Below are 19413 nucleotides of genomic sequence, written 5' to 3'. Positions count from 1 at the left end.
AAAATGCCTTGATCCGTTTACAAGAAAAATGCCACTGTAAGATACCAGCTCTTAGGAGCGTATATCTTACAGTGGCATTTTATATAGGCTTCTTAAGTAAAATACATTTTACAATCAATGAGAAAAGCACCAATCTTCAAGAAATAAGAAGATTGGTGCTTTTGCTTTTACATTTCAGCTTCTATTTTCAATGATGATTCTTCGCTGAATTTTTCCTTATCCAGGTCACCCGTTATTTTACTTGTTAGAATACCTGAAGTCATGCTTCCGCTGACATTCACAGCCGTTCTTCCCATATCGATCAATGGCTCAACGGAAATCAAAAGTCCCGCCAAGGCAATTGGCAAGTTCATTGCTGACAATACTAGAATAGCAGCAAAAGTTGCTCCTCCACCTACGCCAGCAACCCCGAAAGAGCTAATGGCTACAATGGCAATTAACATGGCAATAAATGATGGTGTTAGAGGGTCAATACCCACTGTTGGAGCGATCATGACGGCTAACATGGCCGGATAGATGCCGGCACAGCCGTTTTGACCAATCGACAAACCGAAGGATCCAGCAAAGTTGGCAATTCCTTCAGACACTCCTAATTGTTTCTGTGTTTGGATGTTCAATGGCAGAGCACCCGCACTTGTTCTTGAAGTGAAGGCAAACGATAATACTGGGAAAGCTTTTCTCAAATATACCACTGGATTCAATCCGGCAAGCGTCAACAATAACAAATGAATCAAGAACATGACAATTAGGGCGACATAAGAGGCTCCCACGAATTTTCCTAATTTCAGGATAGCGTCCAGATCACTTGTCGCTACCGTTTTAGTCATGATCGCCAAGATTCCATAAGGCGTTAAACGTAGAATTAACGTTACCACGCGCATGATGATGCTGTGCAATGTATCTACTATTTTAGCAAAAAACTCAGCATGTTCAGGCTGCTTCCTTTTGACCCCTAAATAGGCAATCCCAAGAAATGCAGCAAAAATCACAACAGAAATAGTTGAAGTCGGACGGGCTCCCGTTAAATCCTGAAACGGATTTGACGGAATCAATTCAAGGATTTGTTGCGGCATCGTTTTATCTTGAATGGTACCGTATGTTTCCGTTATTTGATCCCCACGGCTTAACTCTGCATCTCCTTGCTCAATTTGAACGGCTTCTAAATTGAACACAGTTGCGGATGTAATCCCCACGGCTGCTGCAATCGCAGTCGTTCCAAGCAAGATCCCGATAATCAGGACACTGATCTTTCCGATATTGCTAGTTAGTTTCAACCTTGTAAAGGCGGACAAGATAGAGATGAAGACAAGCGGCATAACAATCATTTGCAGAAACTTAACATAGCCTGAACCTACAATGTTAAACCAATCGACTGATTTAACAATCGCTTCTGACTGAGGTTCATAGAAATACTGCAAAAGAAGACCGAATACAATCCCTAATCCAAGTCCAGTAAAGACCCTTTTTGTAAAAGAAACATGTTTCTTATTCATATAAAATAAAACGCCTAAAAGTACGAGCATAATAGCAAGATTTAAAAATACATAACCAATCATATATTTCCCTCCTCAATTCCGATTAACCAAATAAGATTAATTAATATCTGAAATTATAATACATCATTTTTTATTTATTTACCAGAAGAAAATTATTTATTTTTGACTTGGAGAGGAATTCATGTATTTATCCATATTCAAGAACTGAATAAGAAGGAACAATAAAAGAGAGGTATACATGAACCTTTCTCCACTCACGGATCAGGGTTTCAGTATACCTCTCATAGATACAATTATTACTTCTTCAAATCAATCACGATATCATCCAATACCAACTCTTTGGGAGCACTACTCGGTTTTGTTGGGAAGGATGACACCTTTTCTTTACCATCTTCCGTTATGGTTACTTCCCCATGGTTCTCTGAAGTGAAATTACGTAAGGACAAATGAGGAGTTACAATCAGTTTCGTAGCGTTCTGATCAATTTTTTGGAAGGTCTTACTCCAGCTCATATTATAAGAACCGAAACCTTTTCCTCCGTTGCCTTGTCCAGCGTACACATTTCCTAAGTCATCTTTAATGGTCAATTCAACATAGACCTCATCCCACTTGTTTTTAACCAAGTCGGAAACTTCTTGATTGTAATGAACGACAAAGGACATCGGTGATATCGCGATTTTTTCAACGGACACCTTTACTCCATATTGATCTACACTTTTATTGATAACCCTTTCGTTGCTTTCCGTTGCTTTTAGAGAGAATGCAAAGTTCCAATTTCCTTTTATCTCTTTATTCGTATCGGTAATACTAATGCTGTTTATATCCCAGTCTATATTTACCGTATCTTCTTTAAGTTCATCTAAGTTAGTAGCCGTTAGTAAGCCTACATATTTTTTATCAGCTACTTTTGTAAATCCATCTGATCCTGCTTGGGCTTTCATTTCTTTTATTTGTGGGCCGGGAATATAGAATGATCCGTCACCCAAATCTTCTTCACTTTCAATGGTATAAGTGATGGTTACTGTTTTTCCATCATAAATGGCATCATTTATCGTGAAAGTAAGGCCATTGCTTTCTTCGGTAAGGCCAATTTCGTTGGAGTAGTTCTTATAATCACTATAAAGACCCTTTCCATCATTCTTGATATCATCATAGAGACCAGTATTTCCATTACCAAAAAAGCTAAAAATATCTCCAATCGAAGGAATGCTTTTAGCAGAAGCTGTGAATGATAATCCAATGGTTGCGGTGGATAATCCTAATATAATGGAAGCAGCCAGAACTTTCTTTTGCCAACCCTTCATTTTTTTCTTCTTGCTTATTGATTTTTTAAGAGTTCTTTTGACTTTAGCTTTTTCTAGTTCAGTAACTTCCATTTCCTCAAATTCAGTTTCGTCTATGTCTATATCATTTAATAATTCATAAATATCCTTCATACTACGCTGCCTCCTAACTTAAGATTCGTAGCTTTTTGATTTAGTTTCTTTTTTCCTCTATAAATTCGATTGTCAATCGAAGCTTTGGTTAACCCGAGTTTTATCGAAATATCCTCATTCTTAAAACCTAGAAAGAACTTCAAGATAAAAATATCTCGATCAACAGGCTCTAAAAGCTCGATTAACTGAAGTAGTTCCGTTCTATCTTCCATCATAATCAGTTCGTCTTCTGCTGATTTTTCTAGATTCACATCGGTATAACTTGAAGTAAATTCCACTTTCTTAGTAGCTTTTCTGTAGGAATCAATCGATTTAAACTTAGCGATCGCACAAATCCATTTTCTGAAATCTGTTGAATCGCCATGGAACTTTTTCGAATTGTTCCAGATGGAGAGAAAAATATCATTGATACATTCTTCAATAATTCCTTCGTTCTTAAGGGGGGAAAGAATTTTAAATGTGATCCCCTTAATCAATGGCAAGTAATTATCAACTATAAATTCTAATGCGTCTTCTTCTTGTCGCTGCAGCCGTTGTATAAAATTTTCATCAGTAGACTTCATGTAATGATTCCCCTTATTTTTTTGTAAAAGCTTTTACACCTTATACAACGTATGGAAAAATATTTATTCTCAAAAAGATTTGGGAACTTGATATGGCAGGTATTATCAGGAAGGATATGTAAATAGGTTTCTTGAATTATAGGGTATTGAAGTTATCAAACTTTGTAAAGATGAGCCAAGTGTTTTGGAAAGGGATGAGTAGTGATGGAAATATTTATTGATAGGCTAAATGAACGAGATGCGGAAGAGTTATTTACATTTGAATGCAATAATAGAAGGTTTTTTGAACAAACGGTCCCAAGTCGTGGAGATGATTATTATACCTTCGAAACGTTTAAAAATAGACATAGGGAATTATTAAAAGAACAAGAAGAAAATATCTCATATTTTTATCTCATTAAGAATGACTCAGGCTCTATTGTCGGAAGAATTAACTTGGTGGATATTGATAATACCAATGGCTCGGCACATGTGGGTTATAGAATTGGAGAGAAGTATACGCAAAGGGGAATAGCCAATAAAGCATTAAAGCTATTAGTAAACACAGCGGCAGAATTAAGTGTAAACCAGATACATGCGAAAACAACAAGTAACAATATTGCCTCTCAAAAAGTTTTAGAAAGAAACGGATTTATACGGATTTCTATTAATGAGGAAAAAAATGAACACGGTCAAAAGGAAACGTTTATCTATTATTGTAGGACAATATAAAAATTCGGACTGAAAAATAGGCGATTGAGATATTTAGGAGATGAACCAATGAAAAAAATGATAGAACATACAACATTCCCAAAATATTTTACCGGCATGAATGTTTCGCAAGAATAGTAAAAGCTTTCATTACTTTGAACGAGAACGGAGAATCTACTATGATAGAAGGTTTATATGAAGCCCATTTACCTGTTAAAGACTTAGCCATTTCAATGGAATTTTATAAGAAAATAGGCTTGAAAATGGCATGGAAGGATGAAGATACTGCCTTCTTTTGGATCGAGGAAAACAAAAGTTGGGTAGGTCTGTGGGAAGGGGAAGAATATCAAACTCCATATCACCCTTCACTACGGCATATCGCTTTTCGAGTATCTTATGAAAATATGAAAAATGCTTTGACTTGGCTTCAATCCCTGCAAATTCAAGTTGTCCCTTTTGGAAAAAGAACGTCCATTGAACCTTTTGTTCGTCCCCATCAAGGGAACGCTTCCGTTTATTTTAATGATCCAGATGGTAATAGTTTGGAGCTTATGTGTTCAATAGAAGTACCTGATGCATATAAGCATATGACCAATAAACTTTCACTTGAAAAATGGGAAGAATTACTTACTAAGTGACTAATTAACTATTAATAAAAATGCCAAAGTTATATAAAAAGCTGATCGGCAATAACACCAATCAGCTTTTTCCTGATGCTTATTCTTCTCGAATAACAAATATAACACCAATAAAGATTAATATAGTACCTATCCAAAAAGGCAGGCCAATTTGCTCACCTAGCAATAACCACCCTAAAAAGGTACCGACTATAGGCTGGAAAAAGAAAAATAATCCGCCACTTGAAGCATTAAGCATTTGCAATCCGCGATTCCATAGTAAAAAGGCACATGCTGTCGAAATGACTCCCAAGTATAAAAGGCCGCCCCAAATAGTTGGATGCATCATGGCTTGGAAGTCGAGTTTATCTAATCTATTAATTGTAAAAGGCGTAAGTAAGATAATTGAAACAAGAATAGCATAGGTTGTTACCACAATTTGTGAATATTGCCCGGGGACACGCTTAATAAGAACAGACATAAGCGACCATGTTAGTGCTGCAATAAGTAACGATACCGCACCAAGTTGATTAGATGAATTGATATGCGCATTTCCGACTATAATACAGACACCAATTGTAGCTAGAATAATTGAAAGTGCTTTTTTAAACGTAATTTTTTCTTTTAAAATAATTCGCGCAAATAGCACCATGAATGCAGGTGTGGTTGAAGTAATGATAGCACCCATTTGTGCGGTAGAAAGCATCGTACCAATTTCTTGGGTTACAATGGAAATTGTATTTCCAGTAAGCCCAATCATGAAAATTAGCAGCCAGTCTCGTTTTTCAATACGCCATGATTGTTTTGTTACAACGCCAATAATTAGCAATGCAACAATAGCAATTACATAGCGGAACCATACTAATTCAAGTGGTGGAACAGAGTCTACCACAACCTTTACCACAACATACATCCCGCCCCAAATACTAGCAGCGAGTGATAAATATAAAGAACCTAATAAGGTGTTTTTCATTTTGTGCCCTCCGTTTTCTCTAGACAAATAATACTGTCCTTAACGGAGTTGTAGTTTTCTACCGTTAAGGGAGAATAACTACAGGTACATCATTTTCAAATAGTGGTGAATACATCATCAGATTTCAGCTCACTTTCATAATGTTTTCTTAATCATACAATAATTGGTGGAATTAAGTATATTAACTGTTCAGCGATTTGGCTATTCGTACTAATCAATATAGAGGAGTATGAAGAAAAATAAATATGAGTAACGAACCAAGATGAGCTGTTACGATCAGCCCTTTTTTATGCAACAAACGTGTACTTTACTTCAATAAGGGACAGAAAAGGGACCAAAGAAATGGTCCCATTCCTATTGTTTTTTAACAGAATCTTTTCATTAAATCTTTAGCATGTTTACAATTTCTTTCGCTTTATCTAATTGAACTCCTTCAATTAAGCTGCTATTTTTTCTAACAGCTGTACCAAAATGATAGTAACCGGTATTTAGTTCGGAATGGATAGAAAGGATATTATCTTTATTTAAGCCGCTGCCGACTAAAATCGAGATGTCGCCGCAGGCTTTTTTCATTTGGTGAATGGTTTGCATGCGGGTTGGGAAATCACCATGTCCACCGGAGGTCAATATCGTTGTAATTTCCGGATACTGTGCTAGCATTTCAGCAGCTCGTACTGGGTCAGGAGTATCATCGATGGCTCGGTGGAATGTAATCTCCAAACCTTCACATGCTGTTAATAGTTCTTCCAGGTATATTTGATTGATTTCATTTTTTTCATTTAATACACCCAATACGACGCCGTTTGCCCCCAATGAGGAAATAATCTTTATATCATTCTTCATAATACTCAGATCATCAGGAGAATACTGAAATGATTGGCTATGAGGCCTTACCATCACGTTGACTGGAATGCTTACCGAACTGACGACAGCTTCTATCAGGGCGTAACTGGGAGTTAAACCGCCCTCAGTTAAAGCACAAACGAGCTCGATACGGTCTGCACCCGATTTTTCAATTAAAAGGGCATCTTCTATGGTTGTGGCAATAAATTCAATGTACATTAGATTTTCCTTTCTTGACAAGTTCTTTGGTATCCTTCATAGGAATCACAATAATAAAAGTATATCATTTTGTTGCTGTTGATTAATTTTTGGATAAAACAATTTAAGTGTCAGAAGAACAGTGACAATAAACTGGTTTATAAAAGAAAGTTTCATTACAAAAGAATAAGCATTTCATTTTCAAAAAAAGGGGAGGTTTTTTAGAAACGAAATCAGCTTTCTATGTAACTACAGTCACAATCGATTTTATCATGAGGTCTGATTTTCTGTTAGATTGTTATCTCTACCTGATTTCCTTCAGGGTCACTTACTACGCTTTCATAATAACCATCCCCAGTGATACGTGGGCCGTTCAACACAGGGTATCCTGCTGCTTTTAACGTTTCTGTTAATTGATCGACATTCTCTTTGCTTCCCACAGAAAAAGCGATATGAGCATATCCTGTTATTGGGGTAGTCATTTTATCTTGTATTCCTTTCTGTCGCATAACTTCTAGACGTGCTCCAGTTTCAAAAGTTATAAAATAGGATTCAAATTGCTTTTCCGTATTACGGTATAAACGATTGGCTGTGCCCTTGAAGTACTGCGCGTAGAAGGCACACATTGATTCCAGATCATTCACCCAAATAGCTACATGTTCAATTTTCATCATCTTCACCTTATTCGTTTATTTTCTCTTTATCAGCTTTCATACTAAACAACTACTAATCTTTATTCTCATTAATATAAAAATAAGCAACGTAGTTATCAATGCAAACTCTATATCACTAAAGTACTTTAGAATTCGTATTTTTCCCCTTTAAAAAATCCTTTTTTTTCAATAAGAAATTTAATTTTTCTGAACCAAATATCATTGCTACAACAAAAACAACAATAAAAAACGGGAAGATTCCTATTGTTGATTGAGATGCAATGAAACCAAGAAGAGGAGGCATGAACGTACTACCTGTATAGGCAACAGCCATTTGATAGCCCATAATTGTCTGAGAATGCTCCTTTCCAAAGCGTGCTGGTGTTTCATGTAACATGCACGGAAATATCGGTGCTAATCCTAATCCAATCATGATAAAGCCTACAAGTGAGAAACTAGACGGCAATGGTAAGAATAGAAGTACCGCACCAGCTAATGCTGTTATTTGGCCTACCCGAATGAGAGTACGGTTACTGACCTTTAAAGTAATAAAGCCTGTAATAAATCTGCCAATTGTTATTCCTGCGTAATATAGGGAAACCCATTGTGCAGCTACCGCTACGGGTAACTCCTTAACATTTACCAGAAAGCTACTTCCCCATAGGCCCATTGTTGCTTCAACACCACAATAAAACAAGAAAGATATCAGAGCTAGCTTAACTCCCCTAATCTTCAAAGGTTTTATATCTTTAGCATCTTCATCATTAAATACACTTTTTGAATCTTCCGGCTCTTCACTTAAAGTAACATTGCTGTTTCTTGCGACCCTATTCCATAAAGGCAGAGTGAAGAATAGGATTATAACTAATGCGAACTGAATTCCAGCAATAGTAAGATATCCTTGTCTCCAAGAATTTTGCTCTGAAATAAACTGAGACATAATGATGGGACCAAGTGTAGCCCCAACTCCCCAGAAACAATGTAGCCAACTCATGTGGTGTGCTTTGTAATGTGTAGCAACATAATTGTTTAATCCTGCATCAACAGAACCTGCACCTAATCCAAGTGGTATGGCACAAATAATTAACCAAACAAGCGATGGAGCAAAAGTGAAACCTAGCAAAGCCCCAGCAGTCATTAAGCAACTGACAAATGTAACATTCCCAGTTCCGAACCGTTTAAGTACAGTTCCGCTTGCTAAACTTGAAATAATTGTACCACCTGCTATCGTCATAAAAAGCAAGCCAGCAGTCTCAAGCCGTGCTCCATATTCCAATTGCATCACAGGCCATGCAACCCCCAACAATGAATCAGGTAAACCTAAGCTGATGAAAGCCAAATAGATGATTACTAAAAAGAATGTAGCCATATATATAACCCGCCTTTAATTTTTTTGCGGTGCTCCATTGTACTTCTGATTCGTTTTACCTGCTTGTTCCAGTGATCATGAGATCAAGTCCAAGATTTTGTAATCCATATAGATAGTCTTGTTTCCAATCACTCATTGTTATCTCTGGAAGATGTTCTACTGGGATATATTTTGAGCTCCTTATTACAATTTGGTCTATTATTAATTTGTTCACATCATCATTGCAAAAAATGATCGTATGAGGGTTAATGATTGCTACAAACGTAGCTACTAAACGGCTAATTGCATCAATCTCATATTCCTCACGGATAGTTACTTTCTTAGGTCCACTTCCATTTTCTAAAGCTTGCAGAAAATTTCGGTCATCATACTGCGGGACGAATGAAACCTCACCCGAGAAAAAAGTACTTCCTCGCACCACGTCTCCATTTATCATAATTCCTGCACCTGGACCATTTTGACCGGAATACAAATATATAAGAGATTGATTGTCATTATTCCCCTTATTATTGTGATATCCAAGAACTGCAGCATTCATATCGTTCTCTACTACCACAGGTATAGAAAAACGATCCTCATAGTATCCTTTTAAATCAAAATTTTGAAAATGCTCGTAGCCTGGTATATAAAAAATCCGACCATTATCAACCGAACCAGGGACACCAATTGCCATTGAACTAATCTTTGAGTATTTAGCTATAATGTCTTCAATATACTTGGTTAATAATTTTAGATTATCATCTATTAATACACTTGACGTTTTTCCCTGTTCCTTCACTTCACCCAAACAATTAAAAATTGCATAATTTGTCTCTGTTCTCTCTAAAAATAGTGCTAAACCTAACATATGTTCAGGATTGTATGCATATCGTTTTGCTCTTCTTCCACCTCTAGAATCATCGAGGCCGACTAAAATAAGTTCCCCATCCTTCTCCATCTGCGATAGGAATTTACTTATTGTCGGGAAACTAATTCCTAATTTATCGCTGAGTTCAACTTTTGTTGCACTTCCAAGTTCTAAAAGAGTTGTACGAATACCATTAAGGATAACCTTCTTCATAGATTTTGGAGTAACGAATAACTCATTCATAATGTTCACCACCTAATATAAAAAACTTATTAAAGATCTTTAATAAGTTACGATGATACTATATCACATACAAGTTTGGGAAACAATGGAAATCAAAATCGGATATTTATTATTTATACAACTTACAAATACTAGCATTGGTCTTTCTAAGTCTGGCCCAAAACACGAGTAACAATGCCGTTATATTGCCCAATTGTGGAGGAGGATTGTACATTTGTTACCTATAAATCATCCTGTTTGGCTACTCTATTTTTCATCCCAGGTAACCTCAGTGGCTTATTGATTATGCTTTCACTATCAACTATTTTTTTATTTTCATTTATAATGAAACGAAATGTCCATTCAAACGTATAAAAAAAGAATATATTTAGAGAATGGTATATTGAAAGTAAAATGGTTGCCGGAAAAATTAAATGAGGATAATCATAACGGAGGTTATTTAATTGGATAAAGAAGGTAAGGAAGTAACGAAATCGAAGTTTTACAAAATAGGAATGGGTTTTCTAATAGTGTCTCTTCTCACTTGGATTATTCCTGTAATAGCTCCTTTTACGCCATTTCCAACTGCGGTAAAAGCGGGGGTCATAACAGGTGCAATTGTCTTTGCAGAAGTAATGTTCTGGGTAGGTGCACTTTTAGTCGGAAAAGAAGTAGCTGCTAAATTTAAAAGTTACTTAAACCCGAAAAATTGGAAAAAAGAAAAAGCAGGAAAATGAAAAATAAAAGTTTAGAAGGTAGTGTAAAAAAGAGTGAGGGCATGGAACCACATTAAATCTTGGCTCTTTTTCACCACCTATATCTAACCTGCATCCCATATTGTCCTCTATGTCGCAGTTTCTTTTTAATGTTTGGAGACGAAAAGTAAAAAATAAAACGTAGGGAGAAGCGAAATATGGAAAATGAGATGTTGAAAGTATTTAATGCGGATCGTAAACAAATCGGCGTGGCTACGCGTGAAGAAGTACATAGAATGGGACATTGGCATGAGGTTTTCCATTGTTGGTTCGTTAGTAGAGAAGCGGGGGTGGATTATCTTTATCTTCAACATCGTTGTGAGATGAAAAAAGATTATCCGAACCTATTGGACATTACGGCTGCCGGACATTTGCTGGCTCATCAAACGATATACGACGGTGTAAGGGAGATTAAAGAAGAAATAGGCATCGAGGTTTCTTTTGATAAGTTGGTCTCATTAGGTGTTATCGAATATCATGTAACAAAAGAAAATTTCATCGACAAAGAATTAGCTAACGTATTTCTATATGAAAGTACTCAGTGTTTCGATGACTTCACCTTACAAAAAGAAGAAGTTTCTGGGATGGTAAAAGTTGAATTGGATGATTTTGAAGACCTGTGGGACGGAACAAAAGAAGAAGTGAATATCCAAGGCTTTGAAATCAATCAAGATGGCCATAGAATGATGATAGATCAATATGTTGGCAGAGATAAATTTGTGCCGCATGAAGTTTCCTATTATAAAAGTATTATTAGGTTGATCAGAGAAAACTTATCATAGCATTCAGGTTCTGACCAAAGCTAACTAAAACTTAAGCCCCAACAAAACAATTCGAGTTTTGTTGGGGCTTAAGTTGTGTTCAAAAAGCTGAAAATCTCATTGTTATCGTGTTGTACCGTTACTTTGCATCATGAAAAATGATTCCCATCCCGTAGCGTATTCCAGATTGAAGAGTGCTTACGCCATGACGCATCGTATTCTTGTAATATCCTTTTTTACCTTCTACTGGCCGGTGGTTCGTAGGGAAGAGGAGTGCTTCTCCTTGTTCTAGCGTGATGACATGCCCTCGGCTTTGGGCTCGGGGACGCTGTTCCACAAGAATGGATTCGCCTCCGGTATAATCAACCCCCCGCTGATTTAGTGTAAATACAACTTGGAATGGGAAATAAACATCTCCATATAGATCCTGATGCATACAATTATAGCCGCCTGCTTCATATTTAAGAATAAGAGGGGTTGAACGGGTTTGTTCTTTTTCATGGCACTCTTCTAAAAAAACATCTAACGAATCAGGATAAATGGCTTCTTTCCCTAACTGGTGCAACCATCGATTAGCAGCTATTGCGAGTTCAGGGTAAAATGCCGTACGTAGCTCCTGCAGTAGAGCTGGCAATGGATAATCGAAATATTTATACTCGCCTTCACCGAAGCAATAACGTCCCATGTTGATTGTGTTTCGATATAGTTCTTCTTGGTCATACAAATTGATAAAGTTTTGACATTGTTCAGGAGTAAGCAGGACAGGCAATTTTGCAAAGCCTTGGTCGTCCAATGTTTGATGAATTTGGCCCCAGTCAAGTGTGTAGATTGGTGAATTCTTCAAATCCCTATTCATTTATCTCCCTCCATTTTGTGCTTCTAATTGAAGCAGATATTGTTTCATCTCCGTTCCTCCGCGGTACCCAGTTATGGCTCCATTTTTTCCAATTACCCGATGACAGGGCACAGTAATCAGAACTGGATTAGCACCGATAGCCGTTCCGACCGCGCGAACAGCTTTAGGTCTTTGAATGTGCTCGGCAATATCGGAATAGGAATAGGTTTTTCCATAGGGTATTTGATTCAATGCTGCCCAAATTTCTTGTTGAAATGGCGTTCCTTTAACATCTACGGGTAATGAGAAAGTTTGCCGATTTCCCTCGAAATATTCATACAGTTCTTTTAGATAGGGCTTTAAGGCTTCTTCATTTTCAACAAGGTTCGCCAAGGGGAAGCGTTTTTGTATCCAAGTTTTCAGCTCATCATACGATTGACCAGGTGAACCTACATAACAAAGTCCCTTTTCAGACTTGGCTACATATAATTGCCACTTATCGTATTTTAAAATGGCCCAATCTATTGTTTGTTCTTTAACATTCATCATGTTGTTCACGCTCCTTTTTCAAGTTTTGATGGTAAGCTTTTCGATATCCTGATGGTGTATATCCCGTTTTCTTTTTGAATAACGTTATAAAATAGGGGGTGCTTGAAAATCCTACAGCCAATCCTATTTCGGTTACCGGCTGTTCGGAGCTTTCAAGCATTCTAATTGCTTTTTCAAGGCGGAGTTGTTGAATATATTCAGTAGGCGATAGACCTTTCACACGCTTAAACAATCTTTGTAAGTGGTAGGGACTGCCATGAGAAATATCCGCCAATGTGTTCAATGTGAGGGGCTCGCTGTAATGTTGATCAATCCATTCAGTTATTTGCTCAATCCACTCATCTGTTGGCAGATTCAAGCCTTCGGGTTTACAGCGTTTACAAGGCCTGAAATTTTCTTCTAAAGCCATATTGGCATTTTTGAAAATCTGCACGTTTTCTTTGTTGGGCACCCTGGATTTACAGGAGGGCCGACAAAAGATGCCTGTTGTTTTTACGCCATATAAAAAATGATCATCATACGCTGCATCACACTCTACAATAGCTTTCCAGTAATCATTAGGAATGTCTGTTTTTTTCAAATTCATCACATTCACCTCTCCATTTAGTATACAAGAAAGTATTGATATACAAACATTTCGATAATATAAAAGCAAGATAACGTAATTTCTTTCAAATAGGAATAGGAAAAGGCAGCCGAAGATGGCTGCCCGGACAAATAAGAAAAAAAGCCTTTCACTATATTAGTGATCGGCTTTTTTCTTGTGTGACTATAAATAGTTTGAATCTGTTAAGGAAGGTAGATAAAGCTCCAGGAGTATTTGCGACAAATAGAATTAATTTATGGCAGAGTGAGAACTTGGCTGTTTCGCAAACATAGTTTGGTTGTGAATCACAAAAGGGTCTATTTGTTGATGAAAGAGTTAGTTCACTTTTTTTAAATGAAATAACAAAGCAGTTCTAAATGATCTACGATTTAGACTGCTTTGTTATTAAAAGATATCCCTTAATTTAAATTAATGTGCGGTATAGCCCCCATCAACAAGAAGGGTTGTACCATTAACAAAACTAGCATCATCACTTGCTAAAAATAAGACAGCCTTTGCTATTTCTTCTGGTTTTCCAAGTCTGCCTTGTGGATGAAGAGAAACTAAATATTCTTTCGTTTGAGGATCAACACTAGCAAGTAAAGGAGTGTCAATATAACCAGGGCAGACCGCATTAATACGAATACCATCTTTTGCATAAGCAGTACATAAGTTTTGAGTTAGTAGCTTCACGCCACCTTTTGCAGAGGAATAGGCTGTTGGATTTGGTAATGAAACAAAACTATGAATAGAACCAGCGTTAACAATGACACCGCCTGTACCTTGTTTAAGAAACTGTTCAATCGAATATTTATCAGAAAGGAATACTCCTGACAAATTAATATCGATGGTTCGTTTCCATTTTTCATAGGACAATTCATGTGCTGGTGCATCATCAGCAACTCCAGCATTTGCATACATAATATCTAGCTTGCCGTATTTATTCACGGTTTCATTGATCATCTGTTTAATATCTTCTTCATTTGTTACATCTGTTTTAACAAATAATGTATTATATCCATTCGTATTCAATTCTACTGATATGTCTTTACCACGTTCTGAAAAGTCAGCAATGACCACTTTTGCTCCTTCTTCAGCAAAAAGGCGAACAGTCGCTTCACCAATTCCACTTGCGCCACCTGTTACGATTGCTACTTTGTCTTTTAATTTCATATCAATCTCTCCATTCTGCAATTAATTCAAGTCGATATCCTATTGTTAACATTGCTAAATCTTTTTATCTTGCTGTTGCTCCACCGTCAATCACAAATTCTGCACCTGTCGTGTAAGCTGATTCATCAGAAGCAAGAAATAGCACTGTATTTGCAACATCTTTTACAGATCCTAGATGTCCTAAAGGAAATAAATTTGCACCTAATTGTTCTTTTGAATTTCCAGTTACCTCAGAAGCATAGTCTGCCATTCCAGTATCGATGTATCCAGGATGGATAGAGTTCACTCTAACCCCCGCAGAAGCATATTCCATCGCCGCATCTTTTGTCATAATACGTACTGCTCCTTTACTAGCACCATATAGAACATGTCCTGGAGATCCCATCAAACCTGCTATGGAGGAAGCATTAATCACTGAACCTTTATTTTGTTTGGCCATCAAAGGCATGATATGTTTCATTCCAAGGAATACGCCAGTCACATTAATAGACATTAGACGATTCCATTCCTCCAGTTCAATCTCTGCAACAGGTTTTATAATATAAATTCCTGCATTGTTGAAAAGAACATCAACTTTGCCAAAAGTCTTGATGGTTTCCTCTGCAACCATTTTCCAGTCTTCTTCTTTGCTAACATCGTGTTGGACGAAAAGTGCTTCTCCACCATTTGTTTGAATGTCTTTTACTGCTTGGCTTCCAGATTCTTGATTTATGTCAGTGATAACAACTTTTGCTCCTTCTTTAGCAAATAATAAGGCTGTTTCTTTACCGATTCCTGTACCTCCACCGGTTATGATGGCTACTTTATTTTCAAGTCTCATTACAAGTACGCATCCTTTCAATATTTATTAAAATCATGGATAAAATTGTGTACAAAGAACCTTTTTACTATTCGAAATCGGATTCAAAAAGATTTACTAACTTGCTACACATTCATCTTACTACGTTCATTTTGAAATACTATCCTATAAGATGATGTATAATAATAGAGTGAATATCCTCCATTTATAGGGTTATTTTGTTTGAAGGAGAAGAATTTCTTATGACTCAGCCATTTCATCCATATGAAGAAATTACGTTTCAACAATTCGTATTGTTCATCAAAACTCATAGCAAACAGATTGAAGAAAATATAAATATCTACCTCAGTCTAGAACCTTCCATTTCCGAGTCAAATCGAAAAATAACTGATACGTTGCTGCATTCATTTTTTCAACTATTAACCCAATCGAACATTGAAGGTACCGATGAAGATTTAGCTAGCCACTTTGACAATTGGCTTCAATCTCAGTTATCGATTTTAAATATGAAAAGTTTTAACCTGTTTCAATTGATTTTCCAAAAATCTTTGATTACACTCATGATCCAAATAAAACATAACCGAATCATTCCTATATTAATGTTTTCATTATCTATTTTTACTTACCTTGTCCATAGTTATAACAATTGGGTAGATGCAGATACTACAGATCTTACCAAGAAAAATCCCCATGAAAATAGGGAACTTAAAAGGCTACAATTATTAGACAAATTAAACAAACTCCTGATTCGCTCTTCAGGAGTTCATGATTTAGCCTATATATTAAAAAAATGTGAAGAGTATTTTCACTATAAACGATGTGTTTTTTACGCTTATATCCCATGGTCGAATCAATTCTATGGTGTAATTGGTGCAGAGCTTCCAAAGGTACAGAGCATGAAAGGACAGCTTACTGAGCAGACTTCAGTTCTTACTTCCAAAAAACCGATATATTTAAAAAATCCAAGAAATTATGTAAAAGAGGAACATATTAAATTATTTAATCTGTCTTCCATTATTTTTATACCGATCACCCATCAAGATCAATTGTTTGGATGGCTTACTTTTGATCAGTTAGGGGAAGACTTTGATTGTTCGAAAGATGAGTTAGATTTACTTGAACAAGTGGGGAAACGTCTTGGATTATTTTTATCAAGGAAAGGTGAAAAAGTAGCAAAAACTTCCGATCTTCACTTAACAGAAAGAGAAACCACGATTCTTGATTTGCTTTCGGAAGGGTACGACAATAAAAAAATAGGTGAATTATTGTTCTTAAGCGAGCATACGGTGAGAGATTATGTAAGCAGTTTAATGACTAAACTAAAAGCAAAAAATAGGACGCAAGTCGTTGCCCTTGCTTTTCGATTAGGTTTATTACATTAATTCCCCCCCTTTTGCAAATCCGTCAACAATGAGAGGGTCTTAGGAAAACCTAAAATATGGACGATGTACACTAAGAAGGACCAAAAATAATGGTCTTTTTTCTTTTGGTTTACTTATGATTTCTTCATACACCGTCCAAATTTAGAAGGAAAGTGCAAGATAACGTAATTAATTTTTTGGAAATAGGATTAGAATAAAGAGAGCGTGAAGAAGGAGGGGCAAAATGAAAGAGCCATATAAAATGAACAAAGAATTACTTGATAAAGAGAAGGATGAATTGATCATCCACGCCCCCAGAGAGTTTAGCTTTTCGGAAAACTTGAGATACCTGTCACGATCCTCCAATGAATGTCTATTTGAAATTGTTGATCAAAAAATTTATCGTGCCTTATTCGTAGAAAACGAGACAATATTAGTGGAAATCCGAGCTGAGAACGACACGATGATTTTTGTTCGATTTTTAAGAAGTACTACTTCAGTAGAAAAACATGTTCAAGAAGCCGTTTCCCAATACGTTCGACAATGGTTTGATCTGGACACGAATTTGCTTCCTTTTTATGAGTTAGCAAAAAATGATCCTTTATTGCAAAGGCCAGTAAGTCAATTTTATGGTCTGCGAAATATCGGTATCCCGGATTTATTTGAAGCTATTGCCTGGGGAATTCTTGGGCAGCAAATCAACTTGACGTATGCTTATACATTGAAACGCAGACTTGTTGAGAGATTCGGTAAATCTGTTGAATATGAAGGAGAGAAATATTGGCTGTTCCCAACGCCTGAAGTGATCGCGAATTTAACCGTAGAAGATTTTGTAGAAATGAAGATGACCGTGAAGAAATGCGAATATTTAATTGGCGTGGCCCAACTGATGGTTCGAGGAGATCTCACAAAAGAAGAGTTGTTAAATGCTAAGGATGTTAAAGCGGCTGAAAAAATGCTGACCAAAATTCGTGGAATCGGTCCGTGGACAGCGAACTATGTATTGATGCGCTGTTTACGTTTTCCAGCAGCTTTTCCAATTGATGATGTCGGGTTGCATAATTCAATGAAATTGGTTATGGAAACTGAAGCAAAACCTACGAAAGAAGAAATTCTCAAATTATCAGGAGCGTGGGCCAATTGGGAGTCTTATGCGACGTTCTATTTATGGAGATTGCTATATTAAAAAGCCATGGTAAAGCCCTCTTGAATTGGTTTCAAGCGGGCTTTTGAATGTTCATTTTTCAATGTGGGAGGCTAGTGTGCTCACAAGGTAATATACCAAAATTCACGGTCCGCTAAAACTAGATTATAAGGTGTTTTAATGTCAGTCCAACTAACGCTTCGATTAATTCCTATGGGCAAGTCTTCGTGGCCACTCAAACTAGTGAAATACTCGATAACTCCGCTAGCGTGCAGTTCTTCCTCTATATACGAATACAATATATCTAAACACTTTTCTTGTATCGCATTGCTTTTGGATAGGTATTTTAGCGGTAAAAGGTTATGGTTAATGGCAACCTGATGTTTGAATGAAAAGTGGGAACTATATGAAAATCTTGTTTTTGATGCCCTATCGTAATTATCTTCAAAATGTAAATGTGTGAAATCCAATTCATCTTTGAAAACATTTGGTTGTTCAGGTGAGACTGGCTTATGTCCAAGCGAACCTTCAGGAAGTTTCATTGGAGAAGCCATATAGATATATTGAGTCAAAAATGTATTCCCCTTTCTCTTACAATAATGTTTTACAGAGCGTACTAAGTGAGAATCCCCCTAATAATTACAAAGTAGCCCAACCATCTCAAGCCTATTCACCATATCTTATTACATTCAATCATGTAGAGGTGAATGACTATGTATATGTACCCAATGTATCATTATGAAAATCAAGATTATCTTATACGACAGTTTCCAGGTCTACCCAGCTTTCCAAGTATACCTGGTTTACCAGGGCTTCCTAGTCAACCGGGATTTCCAGGTGCACCAGGATTTCCGGGCCAACCAGGATTTCCAGGTGCACCAGGATCTCCGGGCCAACCAGGATCACCACCAAGTTCACAAGCGCCAACGGCCCCTCCGCCATCGTTTATCCCTCTCCAACAATCGGCTTCAACATTTGCTGTAGACCCAGGAGCCATTTCATTTTGCTTATTCCGGAATACTTTTATATGGCTAAATAATGGTGCAAGTTTCTGGTATTATCCCATTTTTGTCGGTCCGCGATCTGTTGCAGGCTTCAGATGGAATGGCAGGTTCTGGACGGTTTTTGGCATTGATACAAGACAAATTAATTCATTTACATGTTTTTGAAAATAAAGTATTCAAAGGGGATGTTAGTCATAATATCCCCCTTGAACATTGGAGAAATTTGATAACCTAAGCTTTAAACTGCTTTGCTTTCTTCTAATAAGAAAGGGCTTCAAAGCAAGATAGAATCAGGACAAGCCAAAGAAAACCATTATTCAACAAAATGCCTACTGTTGATTGTCCTCCTCTCTGGTTAAATTATCCCGTAGAAAAGGCTGATTTTAGTAAAACTCAACAAGTAGTTCCACAAGCTTTATAAGAAATAAATCAAGTAAAAGGAACATTGAATAATAAAAATACCGTTTATTATTGAACAGGTTTTGGGCTTGGTTTGGTTAATCTTTTTCAAAACAAGCTCTCTCTTTTTTATCAGGGTT

21 protein-coding genes are annotated in these 19413 nt (G+C 36.7%); 7 read left to right on the top strand and 14 right to left on the bottom strand.

Annotation, left to right across the window (positions count from 1 at the left end; genetic code table 11):
- Nucleotides 1-167 precede the first annotated feature (167 nt).
- From RE409_RS22060 to RE409_RS22050, 3 genes are all read right to left on the bottom strand, one after another.
- A complete protein-coding gene (locus tag RE409_RS22060; RefSeq protein ID WP_053347509.1) occupies nt 168-1556 on the bottom strand; it encodes an L-cystine transporter in 1389 nt (462 codons plus the stop codon).
- 236 nt (nt 1557-1792) lie between these two features.
- A complete protein-coding gene (locus RE409_RS22055) occupies nt 1793-2932 on the bottom strand; it encodes a DUF4179 domain-containing protein (protein ID WP_309558061.1) in 1140 nt (379 codons plus the stop codon).
- Entirely contained in the window at nt 2929-3495 is a 567-nt protein-coding gene (locus tag RE409_RS22050; RefSeq protein ID WP_201223263.1) for a sigma-70 family RNA polymerase sigma factor, read from the bottom strand. Before RE409_RS22050 ends, RE409_RS22055 begins: the two co-directional genes overlap by 4 nt.
- 204 nt (nt 3496-3699) lie before the next feature.
- On the opposite strand from RE409_RS22050, the gene RE409_RS22045 reads away from it, so the two are divergent.
- Together RE409_RS22045 and RE409_RS22040 are read left to right on the top strand one after the other, a co-directional pair.
- Nucleotides 3700-4206, top strand: coding sequence for a GNAT family N-acetyltransferase (locus tag RE409_RS22045; RefSeq protein WP_201186424.1), 507 nt, complete (start codon nt 3700-3702; stop codon nt 4204-4206).
- Between the two features lie 158 nt (nt 4207-4364).
- Complete coding sequence (locus RE409_RS22040) at nt 4365-4823, top strand: VOC family protein (protein ID WP_201253882.1); 459 nt, start codon at nt 4365-4367, stop codon at nt 4821-4823.
- Nucleotides 4824-4902: 79 nt separating this feature from the next.
- Here RE409_RS22040 and RE409_RS22035 read toward each other — a convergent pair whose 3' ends face one another.
- The 5 genes from RE409_RS22035 to RE409_RS22015 form a co-directional block, all read right to left on the bottom strand.
- The gene (locus RE409_RS22035) at nt 4903-5775 is read right to left on the bottom strand and encodes a DMT family transporter (protein ID WP_201186422.1); all 873 of its coding nucleotides are present in this window, start codon (nt 5773-5775) and stop codon (nt 4903-4905) included.
- A 381-nt stretch (nt 5776-6156) separates the two neighbouring features.
- Nucleotides 6157-6837 (bottom strand): copper homeostasis protein CutC, encoded by a 681-nt coding sequence (locus RE409_RS22030; RefSeq protein WP_309558060.1) that lies wholly within the window; start codon nt 6835-6837, stop codon nt 6157-6159.
- A 269-nt stretch (nt 6838-7106) separates the two neighbouring features.
- Entirely contained in the window at nt 7107-7487 is a 381-nt protein-coding gene (locus RE409_RS22025; protein WP_201186421.1) for a VOC family protein, read from the bottom strand.
- Nucleotides 7488-7605: 118 nt separating this feature from the next.
- Nucleotides 7606-8838 (bottom strand): MFS transporter, encoded by a 1233-nt coding sequence (locus RE409_RS22020; RefSeq protein WP_309558059.1) that lies wholly within the window; start codon nt 8836-8838, stop codon nt 7606-7608.
- Nucleotides 8839-8893: 55 nt separating this feature from the next.
- Nucleotides 8894-9928: an ROK family transcriptional regulator gene (locus RE409_RS22015; RefSeq protein ID WP_309558058.1), complete on the bottom strand. Its 1035-nt coding sequence runs from the start codon at nt 9926-9928 to the stop codon at nt 8894-8896.
- Nucleotides 9929-10371: 443 nt separating this feature from the next.
- Here RE409_RS22015 and RE409_RS22010 point away from each other — a divergent pair, with 443 nt between their 5' ends.
- Nucleotides 10372-10644 (top strand): transporter suffix domain-containing protein, encoded by a 273-nt coding sequence (locus RE409_RS22010; RefSeq protein WP_242485385.1) that lies wholly within the window; start codon nt 10372-10374, stop codon nt 10642-10644.
- Between the two features lie 176 nt (nt 10645-10820).
- Complete coding sequence (locus RE409_RS22005) at nt 10821-11444, top strand: NUDIX hydrolase (RefSeq protein WP_309558057.1); 624 nt, start codon at nt 10821-10823, stop codon at nt 11442-11444.
- 118 nt (nt 11445-11562) lie between these two features.
- Here RE409_RS22005 and RE409_RS22000 read toward each other — a convergent pair whose 3' ends face one another.
- The 5 genes from RE409_RS22000 to RE409_RS21980 form a co-directional block, all read right to left on the bottom strand.
- The gene (locus RE409_RS22000) at nt 11563-12279 is read right to left on the bottom strand and encodes a 2OG-Fe(II) oxygenase (RefSeq protein WP_309558056.1); all 717 of its coding nucleotides are present in this window, start codon (nt 12277-12279) and stop codon (nt 11563-11565) included.
- Entirely contained in the window at nt 12280-12807 is a 528-nt protein-coding gene (locus tag RE409_RS21995) for a methylated-DNA--[protein]-cysteine S-methyltransferase (RefSeq protein WP_057219880.1), read from the bottom strand.
- Entirely contained in the window at nt 12794-13393 is a 600-nt protein-coding gene (locus tag RE409_RS21990; RefSeq protein ID WP_201186413.1) for a bifunctional transcriptional activator/DNA repair enzyme AdaA, read from the bottom strand. Before RE409_RS21990 ends, RE409_RS21995 begins: the two co-directional genes overlap by 14 nt.
- A 429-nt stretch (nt 13394-13822) precedes the next feature.
- Nucleotides 13823-14566, bottom strand: coding sequence for an SDR family NAD(P)-dependent oxidoreductase (locus tag RE409_RS21985; protein WP_053347495.1), 744 nt, complete (start codon nt 14564-14566; stop codon nt 13823-13825).
- A gap of 64 nt (nt 14567-14630) precedes the next feature.
- Nucleotides 14631-15386, bottom strand: a complete 756-nt coding sequence (locus RE409_RS21980; RefSeq protein WP_201223275.1) for an SDR family NAD(P)-dependent oxidoreductase — start codon at nt 15384-15386, stop codon at nt 14631-14633.
- A gap of 221 nt (nt 15387-15607) precedes the next feature.
- Here RE409_RS21980 and RE409_RS21975 point away from each other — a divergent pair, with 221 nt between their 5' ends.
- Nucleotides 15608-16747, top strand: a complete 1140-nt coding sequence (locus tag RE409_RS21975; RefSeq protein ID WP_309558055.1) for a LuxR C-terminal-related transcriptional regulator — start codon at nt 15608-15610, stop codon at nt 16745-16747.
- A 223-nt stretch (nt 16748-16970) separates the two neighbouring features.
- On the top strand, nt 16971-17912 hold the full coding sequence (locus tag RE409_RS21970) for a DNA-3-methyladenine glycosylase family protein (protein WP_397444136.1): 942 nt from the start codon (nt 16971-16973) through the stop codon (nt 17910-17912).
- An 80-nt stretch (nt 17913-17992) separates the two neighbouring features.
- Here the strand turns inward: RE409_RS21970 and RE409_RS21965 are convergent, their stop codons facing one another.
- A complete protein-coding gene (locus RE409_RS21965) occupies nt 17993-18442 on the bottom strand; it encodes a hypothetical protein (protein WP_201223277.1) in 450 nt (149 codons plus the stop codon).
- A gap of 141 nt (nt 18443-18583) precedes the next feature.
- Here RE409_RS21965 and RE409_RS21960 point away from each other — a divergent pair, with 141 nt between their 5' ends.
- Nucleotides 18584-19039: a collagen-like protein gene (locus tag RE409_RS21960; protein WP_201223278.1), complete on the top strand. Its 456-nt coding sequence runs from the start codon at nt 18584-18586 to the stop codon at nt 19037-19039.
- Nucleotides 19040-19413: the final 374 nt, after the last annotated feature.

Source organism: Peribacillus sp. R9-11, from assembly GCF_031345095.1.
Lineage (GTDB): Bacteria > Bacillota > Bacilli > Bacillales > DSM-1321 > Peribacillus > Peribacillus butanolivorans.
This window is presented reverse-complemented; position numbering and strand designations above follow the sequence as displayed.

Excerpts from the sequence above, each read along its gene's own strand:
- RE409_RS22060 (WP_053347509.1), bottom strand. The coding sequence starts at position 1,556 with ATGATTGGTTATGTATTTTTAAATCTTGCTATTATGCTCGTACTTTTA.
- RE409_RS22055 (WP_309558061.1), bottom strand. The coding sequence starts at position 2,932 with ATGAAGGATATTTATGAATTATTAAATGATATAGACATAGACGAAACT.
- RE409_RS22050 (WP_201223263.1), bottom strand. The coding sequence starts at position 3,495 with ATGAAGTCTACTGATGAAAATTTTATACAACGGCTGCAGCGACAAGAA.
- RE409_RS22045 (WP_201186424.1), top strand. The coding sequence starts at position 3,700 with ATGGAAATATTTATTGATAGGCTAAATGAACGAGATGCGGAAGAGTTA.
- RE409_RS22040 (WP_201253882.1), top strand. The coding sequence starts at position 4,365 with ATGATAGAAGGTTTATATGAAGCCCATTTACCTGTTAAAGACTTAGCC.
- RE409_RS22035 (WP_201186422.1), bottom strand. The coding sequence starts at position 5,775 with ATGAAAAACACCTTATTAGGTTCTTTATATTTATCACTCGCTGCTAGT.
- RE409_RS22030 (WP_309558060.1), bottom strand. The coding sequence starts at position 6,837 with ATGTACATTGAATTTATTGCCACAACCATAGAAGATGCCCTTTTAATT.
- RE409_RS22025 (WP_201186421.1), bottom strand. The coding sequence starts at position 7,487 with ATGAAAATTGAACATGTAGCTATTTGGGTGAATGATCTGGAATCAATG.
- RE409_RS22020 (WP_309558059.1), bottom strand. The coding sequence starts at position 8,838 with ATGGCTACATTCTTTTTAGTAATCATCTATTTGGCTTTCATCAGCTTA.
- RE409_RS22015 (WP_309558058.1), bottom strand. The coding sequence starts at position 9,928 with ATGAATGAGTTATTCGTTACTCCAAAATCTATGAAGAAGGTTATCCTT.
- RE409_RS22005 (WP_309558057.1), top strand. The coding sequence starts at position 10,821 with ATGGAAAATGAGATGTTGAAAGTATTTAATGCGGATCGTAAACAAATC.
- RE409_RS22000 (WP_309558056.1), bottom strand. The coding sequence starts at position 12,279 with ATGAATAGGGATTTGAAGAATTCACCAATCTACACACTTGACTGGGGC.
- RE409_RS21995 (WP_057219880.1), bottom strand. The coding sequence starts at position 12,807 with ATGATGAATGTTAAAGAACAAACAATAGATTGGGCCATTTTAAAATAC.
- RE409_RS21990 (WP_201186413.1), bottom strand. The coding sequence starts at position 13,393 with ATGAATTTGAAAAAAACAGACATTCCTAATGATTACTGGAAAGCTATT.
- RE409_RS21985 (WP_053347495.1), bottom strand. The coding sequence starts at position 14,566 with ATGAAATTAAAAGACAAAGTAGCAATCGTAACAGGTGGCGCAAGTGGA.
- RE409_RS21980 (WP_201223275.1), bottom strand. The coding sequence starts at position 15,386 with ATGAGACTTGAAAATAAAGTAGCCATCATAACCGGTGGAGGTACAGGA.
- RE409_RS21975 (WP_309558055.1), top strand. The coding sequence starts at position 15,608 with ATGACTCAGCCATTTCATCCATATGAAGAAATTACGTTTCAACAATTC.
- RE409_RS21970 (WP_397444136.1), top strand. The coding sequence starts at position 16,971 with ATGAAAGAGCCATATAAAATGAACAAAGAATTACTTGATAAAGAGAAG.
- RE409_RS21960 (WP_201223278.1), top strand. The coding sequence starts at position 18,584 with ATGTATATGTACCCAATGTATCATTATGAAAATCAAGATTATCTTATA.